Raw genomic sequence first — 14433 nt, forward strand, 5'->3', positions numbered from 1 at the left:
GTCGGGATATTGGGTGAGGGCCACCAGGTGTTCGCCGATGTTTTTGCAGCGCCTATAAGATCGAAAGCCGCCCGCGCCGAAGCCACCTCCCTGATGGAATGCCTGCGCGAAGTCCTCGACCTCTATTTCGACACCAACTGCGAAGAACAGCGCCAAACGCTGCTCAATACCTGCGTGTATCTGAACCAGCTGCTCTACCCGTTGATCCGCCGCGAAACGGGAGCCCTGCCATGACCGCCCCGTCCGACCCTGGCAGCACCGCAGGCGTCACCCCCTGCCTGGAGCTGTTCCGCATCCAGCCCGGCATCCCGTTCCAGCACGCCTTCGACGAACTATCGGTGCTGCTCGGCTGCATCCGCCACCTCACCTGCGAGGCCGAGATGGAAAGCGACCTGATCGCCGGCAGCTCGGCGCGCATACTGAGCGCTATGGCCAAGGCGCTGATCGATGACATGGAGATCGGCATGGGCCGCTGAAGCAGGGCTCTATGCAAGCAACAGTTTTGTGCTGCTCATACTGGCCTCATCGCTGGCAAGCCAGCTCCCACAGGGTTCGGCGCAGTTCTGTGGGAGCCGGCTTGCCGGCGATGAGGCCAGTGCAGGCCCCCAAAAAACAAAGCCCCGGCACTGGCCGGGGCTTTGTTGATCAGGCGGCGCTACTCGCCACGCCTTGGGCCTCTTTCGGCGCCAGGCGGAAGGTGTAGTACAGCGCCGTCAGCAGCACCAGGAACGCCGGGCCGATGTACAGCGCCACGCGGGTCTCCTCGAAGTACGCCATCAGCCCCACCACCAGCACCAGGAACGCCAACGCCAGGTACGAGCTCAGCGGCCACAGCCACATGCGGTACTTGAGCGCGTTGCGCTCGGCAGTGGACAGCCCGGCACGGAACTTGAGCTGCGCCAGCAGGATCATCACCCAGGTCCAGATCGCGCCGAAGGTGGCGATCGAGGTCACCCAGACGAACACCTTCTCCGGCACCAGGTAGTTGGCCAGCACGCCCAGCAGCAGCGCGCCGATCGACAGCAGCAGCGCATTGCGCGGCACGCCGCTCTTCGAGGTGCGGGCGAAAGTGGCCGGGGCCTGGCCGTTCTGCGCCAGGCTGTAGAGCATGCGCCCGGTACTGAAGATGCCGCCGTTGCACGACGACAGCGCGGCGGTGATCACCACGAAGTTGATGATACCGGCAGCGGTCTTGATGCCCAGGCGCTCGAAGGTCATCACGAACGGGCTGCCCTGGCTACCGATTTCGTTCCACGGGTAGATCGACAGGATCACGAACAGCGCGCCCACGTAGAACAGCAGGATGCGCCAGAACACCGAGCCGATGGCCTGGGGGATGGTCTTCTGCGGGTTGCGGGCTTCGCCGGCGGTCAGGCCGATCATTTCCACGCCCAGGTAGGCGAACATCACCATCTGCAGCGACATCAGCACGCCGGTCACGCCGTTGGGCATGAAGCCGCCGTTGCTCCACAGGTTGGAGATGCCCATGGCCACGCCGTCATTGCCGAAGCCGAAAGCGATCACGCCGATGCCGCCGAGCACCATGGCAATGATGGTGACGATCTTGATCAGGGCGAACCAGAACTCGAACTCGCCGAACGCCTTGACCGCGATCAGGTTGATCGCACCCATGCTGCCCAGGGCCATCAGCGCCCAGATCCAGCGCGGCACATCGGGGAACCAGATGCCCATGTAGATGGCCACCGCGGTGATTTCGGCCACGCAGGTCACCAGCCACAGGAACCAGTAGTTCCAACCGGTCAGAAAGCCCGCCAGCGGGCCGAGGTAGTCCTGGGCGTAGCGGCTGAAGGAGCCTGCGACCGGGTTGTGCACGGCCATTTCGCCGAGGGCGCGCATGATCACCAGGATGGCCAGGCCACCGATGATGTAGGACAGCATGATGGCGGGGCCGGCCATTTCGATGGCCTTGGCCGAACCGAGGAACAGGCCGACGCCGATACAGGCGCCGAGGGCCATCAGGCGGATGTGCCGTTCGCCCAGTTCGCGCTTGAGCGGGCCGCCCTGGGCGGACTCACCGTGGGCAGGATGGTTGCCGACTGGCATAGCAATACAACCTCATTTTGTTATTGGATTTGACCTTCGTGCAGCACTGGCTGCGCCGATAGGCGCAACGTCGTCTTGCCAGGCGGCCTTGTGGGCCAGCCTGTCTGCCGCGCGGGTTGCGGGCAGGGCGAAGGGGCCGAGCAGTATAGGAAGCCACATGAAGGGCTTTTCACTATATAAAGCAGGAAATTTGGCGAGAATTCTCGGCGCAAACCCCTTTCACGGAGGGGCATCACCGCCCATCAGTACCCATGCACAGGAATGGGGCGGCTACCTTAGCAACATTGCCGAAGAATGGAAGTCGCACCAAAGGCGCATGTTCATACAGGCTCAGTCGAAGCCTCCTACAAATTTTTCACCAAACCCGACCAACGTCTAAGCTTCAGACAAGCAACGCGAAAATACCCGGCCGGACTCAAGACTATGGGCGCACTGTGGCAATCGGAACCAAGCAGAACGGAAGCACCCAAAGCACCCCAGGCTGAAACTCCCCCGCCCAAACCCGTGCGCCAGCGCCGCCTGTGGTGGCGGTTGATCCTGCTGATCCTGATCGTCGCAATGGCCGCCGTGGGCTATGCCGCCTGGCAGGAGATCCAGACCTCCCGCCTGCAGTCGCGTGAATTCAGCAAGCTGGCCAGCACCCTCACCTACCAGCTCGACCCCGGCCCCAGCGACGCCATCGTCTACCCCGGTGACGGCCCCTTCGACAAACGCCTGGGCTACAGCGCCCTGGGCGAATTCCTGCCGCGCCTGCTCAAGCGCGACTACCTGATCAACCAGCAGGTGCACTTCTCGCCGGCGCTGATGAGCTATGCCGAGCATGGCCTGTTCGTGCCCTACATCGAGAAGATCCAGGCCGGCCTGTCGATCACCGACTGCCGCGGCGACACCCTCTACCAGTACAACTACCCGCAACACCTGTACCCGAACTTCGCGGCGATCCCGCCGGTGATGGTCAACAGCCTGCTGTTCATCGAGAACCGCGAACTGCTGGACCCGGCAGACCCGAAGAGCAACCCGGCGGTGGACTGGCCACGTTTCGCCAAGGCCGCCTACAGCCAGGTGGCCAAGTACCTGGCCCTGCCCGGCCAGTCCGCCGGCGGCAGCACCCTGGCCACTCAGCTGGAAAAATACCGCCACTCGCCGGACGGCCTGACCGTGTCTGGCGCCGAGAAGATCCGCCAGATGATCTCGGCCAGCGTGCGCGCCTACCAGGGCGGGCCGGACACCACCGAGGCCCGCGAGCGCATCGTGCGTGACTACCTCAACAGCGTGCCGCTGTCGGCGGTGCCTGGCCATGGTGAGGTGCATGGCATGGCCGAGGGTCTACGGGTGTGGTACGGCGCCGATTTCGACCAGGTCAACCAGGCCCTCACCTCCACCGCCAGCGACGAGAAAAGCCTGGCCGAGCGCGGCCTGGCCCTGCGCCAGGTGCTGTCGCTGATGATTGCCCAGCGCCGGCCGTCCCACTACCTGTCCAAGGGCCGCCTCGAGCTGGCCGATCTCACCGACTCGCACATCCGCGTGCTCGCCGCCAACGGCATCATCGAGCGCCCGCTGGCCGACGCGGCGCTGGCCAGCAAGGCGATCTACCGCGACTGGGTGGCCCAGCCAACCATCGTGCCGATCATCACCAACAAGGGCATCAGCCTGGCCCGCAACCGCCTGGCGGCCATGCTCAACCGCCCGCTGTACGACCTCGACCGCCTCGACCTGTCGGCCACCAGCACCCTGCAGGCCGACCTCAACGTGCAGATCAGCCAGTACCTGAAGAACCTCGCCGACCCGGCGTTCGCCGCGCAGATGGGGCTGATCGGCGAACGCCTGCTCACCAGCAAGACCACCGACCAGGTCAGCTACAGCTTCACCCTGTTCGAGCGCACTGGCGACGGCTCGCGGGTGCGGGTGCAGACCGACAGCACCAACCAGCCCTTCGACATCAACGAAGGCAGCAAGCTGGAGCTGGGCTCCACCGCCAAGCTGCGGGTGCTGACCACCTACCTGGAAATCATCGCCGAGCTGCACGACAAGTACGCCGGCAAGCCGCCCGCCGAGCTGAAAAAGGTGCCGGTGGCCGAACTCGATCGCATCAGCCAATGGTCGCTGGAGTGGCTGATGCAAAACCAGAAGAACCAGAGCCTGGATGCCATGCTCGACGCGGCCCTGGAGCGCAAGTACTCGGCCAACACCGGCGAGGCGTTCTTCACCGGTGGCGGCATGCACGTGTTCAACAACTTCCGCAAGGAAGACAACAACCGCAACCCGACCCTCAAGGACGCCCTGCGCGAATCGATCAACCTGCCGTTCATCCGCCTGATGCGCGACCTGGTGCGCTACGTCACCTACCAACAGCCGTTCAACCGCGAGCCGCTGCTCAAGGACGACGCCGACCCACGGCGCCAGGAATACCTGGCGCGCTTCGCCGACCGCGAAGGCAGCAACTACATGATGCGGTTCTGGAAGAAGTACCAGCGCAAGACCTCGCAACAGCGCCTGGACACCTTCCTCGACAGCATGCGCGTCACCCCGCAACGCCTGGCGGCGGTGCACCGCTACCTGTTCCCCGAGTCCGGCCAGGAAACCTTCAATGCCTTCGTCAGGGCCCACAGCAAGGACGACAAGATCGCCATGGCCAAGCTCACCGACAGCCGCCTGGTGGAGATGTACGAGGCCTATGGCCCGGGCAAGTACGACCTGCCCGATCAGGGTTTCATCGCCAAGGTCCACCCGCTGGACCTGTGGATGCTCGGCTACCTGCTGAAGAACCCCGGCGCGTCGCTCAAGGACACCCTCAATGCCAGCCGTTTCGAGCGCCAGGAGGTATACAGCTGGCTGTTCAAGAGCCGTCACCAGGGCGCCCGCGACAGCCGTATCCGCACCATGGTCGAGATCGAGGCCTTCACCGATATCCACCAACGCTGGAAGCGCGTGGGCTACCCGTTCGACCACCTGGTGCCGTCGCTGGCCACCGCCATCGGCAGTTCGGGCGACCGCCCGGCCGCGCTGTCCGAGTTGGTCGGGATCATCCAGAACGACGGCGTGCGCCTGCCCACCCTGCGTATCGACACCCTGCACTTCGCCCAGGGCACGCCTTATGAAACCCAGTTGCTCAGCGACCCCGACCGTGGCCAGCGGATCCTCCCGGTGGAAGTGGCCCGGGCGCTCAAGGGGGCCATGTCACAGGTGGTCGATGCCGGTACTGCCCGGCGTATCTCCGGCAGTTTCAAACTGCACGACGGCACACCGCTGGTGATGGGGGGCAAGACCGGCACCGGCGACAACCGCATCGAAAGCTTCGGTGCCGGGGGCCGGTTGATCGGCTCGCGCTCGCTGAACCGCACCGCCACCTTCGTGTTCTTCCTCGGCGACAACCACTTCGGCACCCTCACCGCCTTCGTGCCGGGGCGCACAGCCGAAGCCTTCACCTTCACCTCGGCACTGCCGGTGCAGGTGCTCAAGGGCATGGCGCCGATCCTCATGCCGTACCTGGAACCGAACAATCCCAACGCCTGCAAGGCACCGCAGGTGGCCTTGCAACCGGTTCAGCACAACGACCTATCGAGCAACTAGATGATAATCATCTGCATTTGAGGGCTTGTCTTTAGATATATCTTGAGTAATATCTTGCGATATATCGAAGCAGACGGAGCCCCTGCGCCATGCGCGACCATTCCTCCCATGACCCTTTCGAACGCCGCCCTGGCCGCGGCGAGCGCGGCCCGCGGGTGTTCGCCCCGGGCGACCTGAAACTGTTGATGCTGTCGATGCTGGCCGAGCAGCCTGGCCATGGTTACGACCTGATTCGCCAGATCGAAAACCTGTTCGATGGCAGCTACAGCCCAAGCCCCGGGGTGATCTACCCGACCCTCAGCTACCTCGAAGAAGCCGAGCTGATCGGCGGCCAGATCCAGGGCAGCAAGCGCCTGTACGCCATCACCGATGCCGGCCGCAATGCCCTGGCCGAACAAGCGGTCGCCCTCGACGGCGTGCGCATGCGCATCGAAGTGAGCAAACGTGCCCTGCGCGGCCATGACCGCCCGCCCGAAATCCATGAAGCCGTCGGCAACCTGCGCCACGCCCTGCACATGCACAGCGGCCGCTGGACGCCCGACGAGATCGAGCGGGTACGCACCCTGCTCAACGACACCGCCAAGGCCATCGCCTCCGGGCCGGCCGTTACGGAGAACACCCCATGAGCGACACCATTCACCGCGTCAACCATGAGATCCGCCAGCGCCGCCTGGTCGTGCTGCGGGTCACCGACCTGACCCCGCGCATGCGCCGCATCACCCTCGGCGGCGCCGAGCTGGCCGGTTTCACCAGCGTCGGCACCGACGACCACATCAAGCTGCTGTTTGCCTGCACACCCGAAGAGCAGGTGACCATCGACGCGCGCAACCTGGGCCGCGACGGCGGCGCCCGGCCGACCATGCGCGAGTACACGCCACGGCGCATCGACCTGGAAAACCTTGAGCTGGACATCGACTTCGTCCTACACGGCGACGGCCCGGCGTCCACCTGGGCCGCCCAGGCTGCACCGGGGCAGACGCTGGACATCGCCGGGCCACGGGCCTCGATGGTGGTGCCGGATATCTTCGACAGTTACCTGCTGATCGGTGACGAAACCGCGATCCCGGCCATTGCGCGGCGCCTGGAAGAACTGCCGGCGGGGCGCCAGGTGCTGGCGGTGATCCAGATCGAAGATGAACAGGAGCGCCAGCCACTGCCGAGCAAGGCGCAGGTCGAGGTGATCTGGGTGCGCCGGCATGGCGAAGACGTGCTGGAGCGGGTGAAGCACCTGGCGTTGCCAGAGGGTCGGTTGTACGGCTGGGTGGCGCTGGAGAAATCCCTGACCCGTCAGGCCAAGGCGCTGCTGCTGGAGAAGGGGGTGCCGGAAGATGCGCTCAAGGCTGCGGCCTACTGGCGCGCGGAGGGTACGGCCGACGATGAGTAATCGGGCATCCAGGGGCGCTGCGCGCCCCTATCCGGCCGGTCCTGCAGGAGCCCGCGATCATTTGTAGGAGCGGCCTTGTGCCGCGAAACACCCCCAGCATTAGCGCAAGCCGCGCCCCCGCCACCGATCCAGCCCCAGCAGCACCAGCCCGATCCCCCAGAACCCCGCCAGCACCCCCAGGGCATTGAGCAGCACCTGCTCGTACCCCAACCGCGCCACGTCGATGAAGGGATAGGGGTAAACCCCAATCTCATGCCCACGTAACAGCACAAAGGCAAAATACAGCCCCGGATACAGCGCCCAGGCCGCCAGGTGCCACAGCCGCAAATGCCCTTTGGGCACCTCGAACCACCAGTACAGGACGAACAGCACCGGCATCACGTCGTGCAGCAGTTCGTCCGCCAGCCACTGCCAGCCCTGGGGTTGCCACAGGTGCCGCAACAGCAGGCTGTAGGCCAGGCCCACCAGCACGATGCTGGCGGCGATGCACGAACTGACCGCAGGTGAGAGGAACCAGCGCCTGGCCGCCGACTCGCGGCCAAACGCGGCATGGCTGAGCACCGTGGCCACCAGGGTGTTGCTGAGCACGGTGAAAAAACAGAACAGGTTGACCAGCCCGCCGACCAGGCTGGCCTGGGCCTGCCAGCGCGCCAGCAGCACCAGGTACAGCTGGATAGCCAAGCCCGCCCAGCCGAGCACGGCGGCGAGCGTCAGCCAGGGGCGGCGCGGCATCAGCCTTTGCGCTGCAGCTTCACATACAGCAGCTCGACCTTCTCGCGCGCCCAGGGCGTCTTGCGCAGGAAGGTCAGGCTCGACTTGATGGTCGGGTTGCTCTTGAAGCAGCGGATATCGATGCGCTCGGCCAGGCCCTGCCATTGGTAGTGCGCAACCAGCTCGGTGAGGATCTGCTCGAGGGTCTTGCCATGCAGCGCATTGTGTTGGGCCGTGCTCATGCCAGTGCTCCAGGTTCGGAAAGGTGCGCACCTTACACGAGTGTAGAGGCCTCTGCGCGCTCCCCGTGCAGGAGCGGCCTGCCGTATCGACTCAAAAATCAGAAACCACTGGCAAGTGCAGAAAAGCTTATGCTGAAATAGTGATGTTATATTGTAACAACACAATATCCCTGCCAAGGAACGCCCCACCCCATGCGTCACATGCCCCTGCACCTCTCCCCCCTCGCCGTCGCGCTGTGGCTGGCCTCGCCCGCCAGCCACGCCGTCGAGCTGCAACCCCAGGTGATCACCGCCAATCCGCTGGGCAATGCCCAACTGGCCGCCCCAAGCACCGTGCTCGAAGGCGACGCGCTGCTGCAACAGCAGCACGGCAGCCTGGGCGAGACCCTGAACAAACAGCCCGGCGTGGCCTCCACCTGGTTCGGCCCCGGCGCCAGCCGCCCAGTGATCCGTGGCCTGGACGGCGACCGTATCCGCATCCTGCGCAACGGCGTCGGCGCCCTGGATGCCTCGTCACTGTCCTATGACCACGCCGTGCCGCTGGACCCGGTCACCGTCGAACGGGTCGAGATCGTTCGCGGCCCGGCCGCCCTGCTGTACGGCGGCAACGCCATCGGCGGCGTGGTCAACACCTTCGACAACCGCATCCCCGACGCCCCTATCGACGGCATCCACGGCGCCGGTGAGCTGCGCTACGGCGGCGCCGACACCACCCGCAGCAGCGCCGGCAAGCTGGAAGCCGGCAACGGCGCCTTCGCCCTGCACCTGGATGCCAACAGCCGCCAGTTCAACGACCTGCGCATCCCCGGCTATGCACGCAGTTCGAAGTTGCGCGACGCCGACGAGCCCGGCAGCAAGCACCGCCTGGACAACAGCGACGGCCGCCAGGATGGCGGCGCGATCGGCGGCAGCTACCACTGGGACCATGGCTACACCGGCCTGTCCTACAGCCGCTACGACAGCAACTACGGCTCGGTGGCCGAGCCCGGTGTGCGCCTGGACATGCAACAGGACCACTACGGCTTCGCCTCGGAACTGCGCGACCTCGACGGCCCGTTCAGCTCGGTCAAGGTCGATGCCGGCTACACCGACTACCAGCACCGCGAGATCGAAAGCGGCGAAGTGCACACCACCTTCAAGAACAAGGGCTATGAGGCACGCGTCGAGGCGCGGCACCAGCCGCTAGGCCCGGTCGAAGGGGTGATCGGCGCGCAGGTCAGCCGCAACGAGTTTTCCGCCCTGGGTGAAGAAGCATTCGTCCCCCACACCGACACCGACAGCCTGGCGCTGTTCATGCTCGAACAATGGCAGGCCACGCAGCGCCTTAACCTGAGCCTGGGCGCCCGCCTGGAGCACACCCGCGTCGACCCCGATGCCAAGGGCAACGAGACCTTCGCCGGCGCCGACAGCGCCAGCAGCTTCAACGCCTTCAGCCTCTCTTCCGGCGCTGTGTACCAACTCGACCCGGTGTGGGCGCTGGCCGCCAACCTGGGCTACACCGAGCGTGCCCCGACCTTCTATGAGCTGTACGCCAACGGCGCCCACGTCGCCACCGGCGCCTATGAAGTGGGCGATGCCAGCCTGAACAAAGAGAAGGCCATCTCCGGCGACCTGGCCCTGCGCTTCGACAATGGCACCCACAAGGGCAGTGTCGGCGTGTTCTACAGCCACTTTCGCAACTACATCGGCCTGATCGGCACTGGCAACCTGCGCGAGGGGCACGACCATGACCATGACGAAGATCATGATCACGACCATGACCATGACCACGAAGGCTTCCCCGAGTACCAGTACCAGGGCGTGCGTGCGCGCTTCTACGGCATCGAGGCCCAGGACCGCTGGCAGTTGCTGGAGAACCGCTACGGCAGTTTCGCCCTGGAGCTGTCCGGCGATTACACCCGGGCGAAGAACCTCGACAGCGGTGAGCCGCTGCCCCGTATCGCGCCGCTGCGCCTGAACAGTGGTCTGGTCTGGGAACTGGATCGCTGGCAGGCGCGGGTCGATGTGCAGCATGCCGCGTCGCAACACCGCAAACCGGCCAATGAAACCAGCACCGATGGCTACACCACCTTGGGTGCCAGCCTTGGTTATCGCTTCGATATCGGCCAGAGCCAGTGGCTGGCGTTTGTGCGTGGAGAGAACCTGACGGACCAGACGGTGCGCTATGCCAGTTCGATCCTGCGGGATATCGCGCCGGCACCGGGGCGTAGTGTGGAGGTTGGGCTGCGTACGAGCTTCTGACGTACCGCTACGGTTTACCCACGAATGCGTCGGTGGATTCGCTGCCGCCTTCGCGGGTAAACCCGCTCCCACAGGCTTGGGTGTCCGCAGATCATTACCGAGTCAGCAACAATCCCCTGCGACATTTTGTCTTTTTTTCTTACAACTTCCCCTATATCCTCCCCGCCGCAAGCTGAATCGCTTCATCGAATACCTTTCGCAGCCATTTCCCTTCGATGCTCCACGCCTCGTTGCGCTTGCCGTTTCTTCAACAATCAAAAGACAGCGCTATCTCATGCTCCAGTTGCCCACTACCCGCTACGCCGGACTCGCCTTTGCCACCCTGCTCGGCAGCCTGTCCCCCACCACCAGCGCCAGCGAACTGTTCGCCAAGGACTCCCCCTGGATGCTCGGCGACTGGGGCGGCACCCGCACCGACCTGCTGGAAAAGGGCTACGACTTCACCCTCGGCTACACCGGCGAGATGGGCAGCAACCTGCACGGCGGCTACGACCACGACCGCACCGCACGCTACAGCGACCAGTTCACCTTTGGCGTGAACATGGACCTGCAGAAGATCCTCGGCTGGGGCGACACCGAGTTCCAGCTGACCGTCACCGAACGCCACGGCGACAACATCAGCAACGACCGCATCAACGACCCGCGGGTCGGCGGCTTCACCTCGGCCCAGGAAGTCTGGGGCCGCGGCGAAACCTGGCGGCTGACCCAGATGTGGATCAAGCAGAAGTACTTCGACGGTGCGCTGGATGTGAAATTCGGCCGTTTCGGCGAGGGCGAGGACTTCAACAGCTTCCCCTGCGACTTCCAGAACCTGGCGTTCTGCGGCTCGCAGGTGGGCAACTGGGTGGGCGGCATCTGGTACAACTGGCCGGTCAGCCAGTGGGCGCTGCGCGTGCGCTACAACCTCAATGATGAGCTCTACGCCCAGGTCGGGGTGTTCGAGCAGAACCCCTCCAACCTTGAATCGGGCAATGGTTTCAAGCTCTCCGGCAGCGGTACCCAGGGCGCGGTGATGCCGGTCGAGCTGGTCTGGAGCCCGCGGGTCAATGGCCTGAAAGGGGAATATCGCGCCGGCTACTACTACAGTAATGCCAAAGCACAGGATGTTCTGAAGGACAGCAACGGCACCCCGGCCGCCATCAGCGGCGCCGCCTACCGCAGCAGCTCGAGCAAGCACGGCCTGTGGCTCGGCGTGCAGCAGCAGGTGACCGCGCAGGCGTCCGACCAATCGCGCGGCCTGAGCCTGTTCGCCAATGCCACGGTGCACGACAAGAAGACCAATGCCATCGACAACTATGTACAGGCAGGTGTGGTTTACAAAGGGCCATTCGACGCCCGTGCCAAGGACGACATCGGTTTCGCCCTGGCCCGTGTGCACGTCAACCCCGGCTACCGCAAGAACGCCCGCCTCAGCAACCAGGCCGCCGGTCTTTACGACTACGACAACCCTGGCTACCTGCCCGTGCAGGACACCGAATACAGCGCCGAACTCTATTACGGCATCCACCTGGCCAACTGGCTCACCGTGCGCCCGAACCTGCAGTACATCCGCCACCCGGGCGGCGTGTCGCACGTCGATGACGCGCTGATCGGTGGCCTGAAGATCCAGAGCACTTTCTAACCCCCCCTTCCACTCTACGGAGAACAGACGATGAGCACTGACGGTGCCAAGAATGGAACCCGCTGGCTACCGCGCCTGATGGGCGTGCTGCTGTTGCTGATGGGCCTGGCCCTGTTGGCCGGCGGCATCAAGCTGAGCCAGCTGGGCGGCTCGCTTTACTACCTGATTGCCGGGATCGGCTTCGCCCTGTCCGGCATCCTGCTGCTGGCCAAGCGCCGTATCGCCCTGGGCCTGTACGGCCTGGTGCTGCTGGGCAGCACGGTCTGGGCCCTGCTGGAAGTCGGCCTGGACTGGTGGCAACTGGTGCCACGCCTGGCCATCTGGTTCGCCATCGGCGTCGTGCTGCTGCTGCCGTGGGCGCGTCGCCCGCTGGTCGGCCCGGCATCCATGATCAACACCACCCTGCTCAGTGTGGCCGTGGTCGCGTCCGGCGCCACCGCCGTGGCCAGCCAGTTCACCCACCCGGGCGAGATCCGTGGCGCGTTCACCCGCGACGACAGCGAAATGGGCAGCGCCGCCCCGGCCATGCCGGACGGTGAATGGCAGGCCTACGGCCGCACCGAGCATGGCGACCGCTACTCGCCGCTGCGCCAGATCACCCCGCAGAACGCCTACCGCCTGGAAGAAGCCTGGCGCATCCGCACCGGCGACCTGCCGACCGAGAACGACCCGGTCGAGCTGACCAACCAGAACACCCCGCTGAAAGTGAACGGCATGCTCTATGCCTGCACCGCCCACAGCAGGCTGCTGGCCCTGGACCCGGACACCGGCGCCGAGATCTGGCGCTACGACCCGCAGGTCAAGAGCCCCACCGGCACCTTCAAGGGCTTTGCCCACATGACCTGCCGTGGCGTCTCGTACTACGACGAGAACAGCTACGTCAGCCGTGACGGCAGCCCCGCGCCAAAAATCACCGACGCAGGGCAAGCCGTGGCCCAGGCCTGCCCGCGCCGCCTCTACCTGCCTACCGCCGACGCCCGCCTGATCGCCATCAACGCCGACAACGGCAAGGTCTGCGAAGGCTTCGCCAACCAGGGCGTGATCGACCTGACCCGCGGCATTGGCCCGTTCACCGCCGGTGGCTACTACTCCACCTCGCCGGCGGCGATCACCCGCAGCCTGGTGATCATCGGCGGCCACGTGACCGACAACGAGTCGACCAACGAGCCGTCCGGCGTGATCCGCGCCTACGACGTGCACGACGGCCACCTGGTGTGGAACTGGGACAGCAACAACCCGGACGACACCAAGCCCCTGGCCGACGGCAAGTTCTACAGCCGCAACTCGGCCAACATGTGGTCGATCGCCAGCGTCGATGAAGACCTCGGCATGATCTACCTGCCGCTGGGCAACCAGACCCCCGACCAGTGGGGCGCCGACCGCACCCCGGGCGCCGAGAAGTACAGCGCCGGCATCGTCGCCCTGGACCTGGCCACCGGCAAGGCGCGCTGGAACTACCAGTTCACCCACCACGACCTGTGGGACATGGACGTCGGCAGCCAGCCGACCCTGGTCCACCTGAAGACCGACGACGGCGTCAAACCCGCGGTCATCGTGCCGACCAAGCAAGGCAGCCTGTATGTGCTCGACCGCCGCGACGGCACGCCGATCGTGCCGATCCGCGAGATCCCGGTACCGCAAGGCGCGGTCAAGGGCGACCACACCGCACCGACCCAGGCCCGCTCCGACCTCAACCTGCTCGGCCCTGACCTGACCGAACAGGCCATGTGGGGCGCCACGCCGTTCGACCAGATGCTCTGCCGCATCCAGTTCCGCAGCCTGCGCTACGAAGGCCAGTACACCCCGCCGTCCGAGCAGGGCAGCCTGGTCTACCCGGGCAACGTCGGCGTGTTCAACTGGGGCAGCGTGTCGGTCGACCCGGTGCGTCAGCTGCTGTTCACCTCGCCCAACTACATGGCCTTCGTGTCGAAGATGGTGCCGCGTGAGCAGGTGGCCGAAGGCAGCAAGCGCGAAAGCGAGACCAGTGGCGTGCAGCCGAACACCGGCGCGCCGTATGCCGTGACCATGCACCCGTTCATGTCGCCGCTGGGCGTGCCGTGCCAGGCCCCGGCCTGGGGCTATGTGGCGGCCATCGACCTGTTCACCAACAAAGTGGTGTGGAAGCACAAGAACGGCACCACCCGTGACAGCACCCCGGTACCGATCGGCATGCCGGTGGGCGTACCGAGCATGGGCGGTTCGATCGTCACCGCCGGTGGTGTCGGCTTCCTCAGCGGCACCCTGGACCAGTACCTGCGCGCCTATGACGTGAAGAACGGCGAAGAGCTGTGGAAAGCCCGCCTGCCAGCAGGCGGCCAGGCCACGCCGATGACCTACACCGGCAAGGACGGCAAGCAGTACGTGCTGGTAACCGCCGGCGGCCATGGTTCGCTGGGCACCAGAATGGGCGATTACATCATCGCTTACAAACTCGCCGAGTAAGCCAACCGGACCCCTTCATGGGGTTCGACTGTCAATACAGGCCTCATCGCTGGCAAGCCAGCTCCCACAGGGACCGCATAATCCCTGTGGGAGCTGGCTTGCCAGCGAAAGGGCTGCAGCGCAGCCCCAACAGTTATCAATCCCCCTCCCCCCTTCGT

At 65.2% G+C, this 14433-nt stretch carries 11 protein-coding genes; 8 read left to right on the forward strand and 3 right to left on the reverse strand.

From position 1 onward, the window contains the following. Together L6D77_RS26470 and L6D77_RS26475 are read left to right on the forward strand one after the other, a co-directional pair. Positions 1-234 (forward strand): hypothetical protein (locus L6D77_RS26470; RefSeq protein WP_236170211.1); only part of this gene is annotated, 234 nt, incomplete at its 5' end. Continuing rightward, positions 231-476 (forward strand): DUF3077 domain-containing protein, encoded by a 246-nt coding sequence (locus tag L6D77_RS26475; protein WP_232883348.1) that lies wholly within the window; start codon positions 231-233, stop codon positions 474-476. The genes L6D77_RS26470 and L6D77_RS26475, both read left to right, overlap by 4 nt. 169 nt (positions 477-645) lie before the next feature. Here L6D77_RS26475 and L6D77_RS26480 read toward each other — a convergent pair whose 3' ends face one another. After that, a complete protein-coding gene (locus tag L6D77_RS26480; RefSeq protein ID WP_232883347.1) occupies positions 646-2064 on the reverse strand; it encodes an amino acid permease in 1419 nt (472 codons plus the stop codon). 423 nt (positions 2065-2487) lie between these two features. Between L6D77_RS26480 and L6D77_RS26485 the strand changes: the two genes are divergently transcribed. The 3 genes from L6D77_RS26485 (at position 2488) to L6D77_RS26495 (ending at position 7018) form a co-directional block, all read left to right on the forward strand. Continuing rightward, positions 2488-5634: a transglycosylase domain-containing protein gene (locus tag L6D77_RS26485; protein WP_232883346.1), complete on the forward strand. Its 3147-nt coding sequence runs from the start codon at positions 2488-2490 to the stop codon at positions 5632-5634. Between the two features lie 89 nt (positions 5635-5723). Further along, complete coding sequence (locus tag L6D77_RS26490) at positions 5724-6260, forward strand: PadR family transcriptional regulator (protein WP_232883345.1); 537 nt, start codon at positions 5724-5726, stop codon at positions 6258-6260. Beyond that, entirely contained in the window at positions 6257-7018 is a 762-nt protein-coding gene (locus L6D77_RS26495; RefSeq protein WP_232883344.1) for a siderophore-interacting protein, read from the forward strand. Before L6D77_RS26490 ends, L6D77_RS26495 begins: the two co-directional genes overlap by 4 nt. Before the next feature lie 99 nt (positions 7019-7117). Here L6D77_RS26495 and L6D77_RS26500 read toward each other — a convergent pair whose 3' ends face one another. Next, positions 7118-7750 carry a Pr6Pr family membrane protein gene (locus tag L6D77_RS26500; RefSeq protein WP_232883343.1) on the reverse strand — a complete coding sequence of 211 codons (633 nt, stop codon included), beginning with the start codon at positions 7748-7750 and terminating at the stop codon, positions 7118-7120. Further along, positions 7750-7971 (reverse strand): VF530 family protein, encoded by a 222-nt coding sequence (locus L6D77_RS26505; RefSeq protein WP_232883342.1) that lies wholly within the window; start codon positions 7969-7971, stop codon positions 7750-7752. Before L6D77_RS26505 ends, L6D77_RS26500 begins: the two co-directional genes overlap by 1 nt. A gap of 192 nt (positions 7972-8163) precedes the next feature. Between L6D77_RS26505 and L6D77_RS26510 the strand changes: the two genes are divergently transcribed. The 3 genes from L6D77_RS26510 (at position 8164) to L6D77_RS26520 (ending at position 14275) form a co-directional block, all read left to right on the forward strand. Continuing rightward, positions 8164-10212, forward strand: a complete 2049-nt coding sequence (locus L6D77_RS26510) for a TonB-dependent receptor (RefSeq protein ID WP_232883341.1) — start codon at positions 8164-8166, stop codon at positions 10210-10212. Positions 10213-10486: 274 nt separating this feature from the next. Continuing rightward, entirely contained in the window at positions 10487-11833 is a 1347-nt protein-coding gene (locus tag L6D77_RS26515) for a carbohydrate porin (RefSeq protein WP_232883340.1), read from the forward strand. Positions 11834-11863: 30 nt separating this feature from the next. Next, positions 11864-14275 carry a glucose/quinate/shikimate family membrane-bound PQQ-dependent dehydrogenase gene (locus L6D77_RS26520; RefSeq protein ID WP_232883339.1) on the forward strand — a complete coding sequence of 804 codons (2412 nt, stop codon included), beginning with the start codon at positions 11864-11866 and terminating at the stop codon, positions 14273-14275. Positions 14276-14433 lie beyond the last annotated feature (158 nt).

It is taken from the genome of Pseudomonas parasichuanensis (assembly GCF_021601385.1).
GTDB lineage: Bacteria > Pseudomonadota > Gammaproteobacteria > Pseudomonadales > Pseudomonadaceae > Aquipseudomonas > Aquipseudomonas parasichuanensis.

Excerpts from the sequence above, each read along its gene's own strand:
- L6D77_RS26520 (WP_232883339.1), top strand. The coding sequence starts at position 11,864 with ATGAGCACTGACGGTGCCAAGAATGGAACCCGCTGGCTACCGCGCCTG.
- L6D77_RS26515 (WP_232883340.1), top strand. The coding sequence starts at position 10,487 with ATGCTCCAGTTGCCCACTACCCGCTACGCCGGACTCGCCTTTGCCACC.
- L6D77_RS26505 (WP_232883342.1), bottom strand. The coding sequence starts at position 7,971 with ATGAGCACGGCCCAACACAATGCGCTGCATGGCAAGACCCTCGAGCAG.
- L6D77_RS26500 (WP_232883343.1), bottom strand. The coding sequence starts at position 7,750 with ATGCCGCGCCGCCCCTGGCTGACGCTCGCCGCCGTGCTCGGCTGGGCG.
- L6D77_RS26480 (WP_232883347.1), bottom strand. The coding sequence starts at position 2,064 with ATGCCAGTCGGCAACCATCCTGCCCACGGTGAGTCCGCCCAGGGCGGC.
- L6D77_RS26475 (WP_232883348.1), top strand. The coding sequence starts at position 231 with ATGACCGCCCCGTCCGACCCTGGCAGCACCGCAGGCGTCACCCCCTGC.
- L6D77_RS26495 (WP_232883344.1), top strand. The coding sequence starts at position 6,257 with ATGAGCGACACCATTCACCGCGTCAACCATGAGATCCGCCAGCGCCGC.
- L6D77_RS26490 (WP_232883345.1), top strand. The coding sequence starts at position 5,724 with ATGCGCGACCATTCCTCCCATGACCCTTTCGAACGCCGCCCTGGCCGC.
- L6D77_RS26485 (WP_232883346.1), top strand. The coding sequence starts at position 2,488 with ATGGGCGCACTGTGGCAATCGGAACCAAGCAGAACGGAAGCACCCAAA.
- L6D77_RS26510 (WP_232883341.1), top strand. The coding sequence starts at position 8,164 with ATGCGTCACATGCCCCTGCACCTCTCCCCCCTCGCCGTCGCGCTGTGG.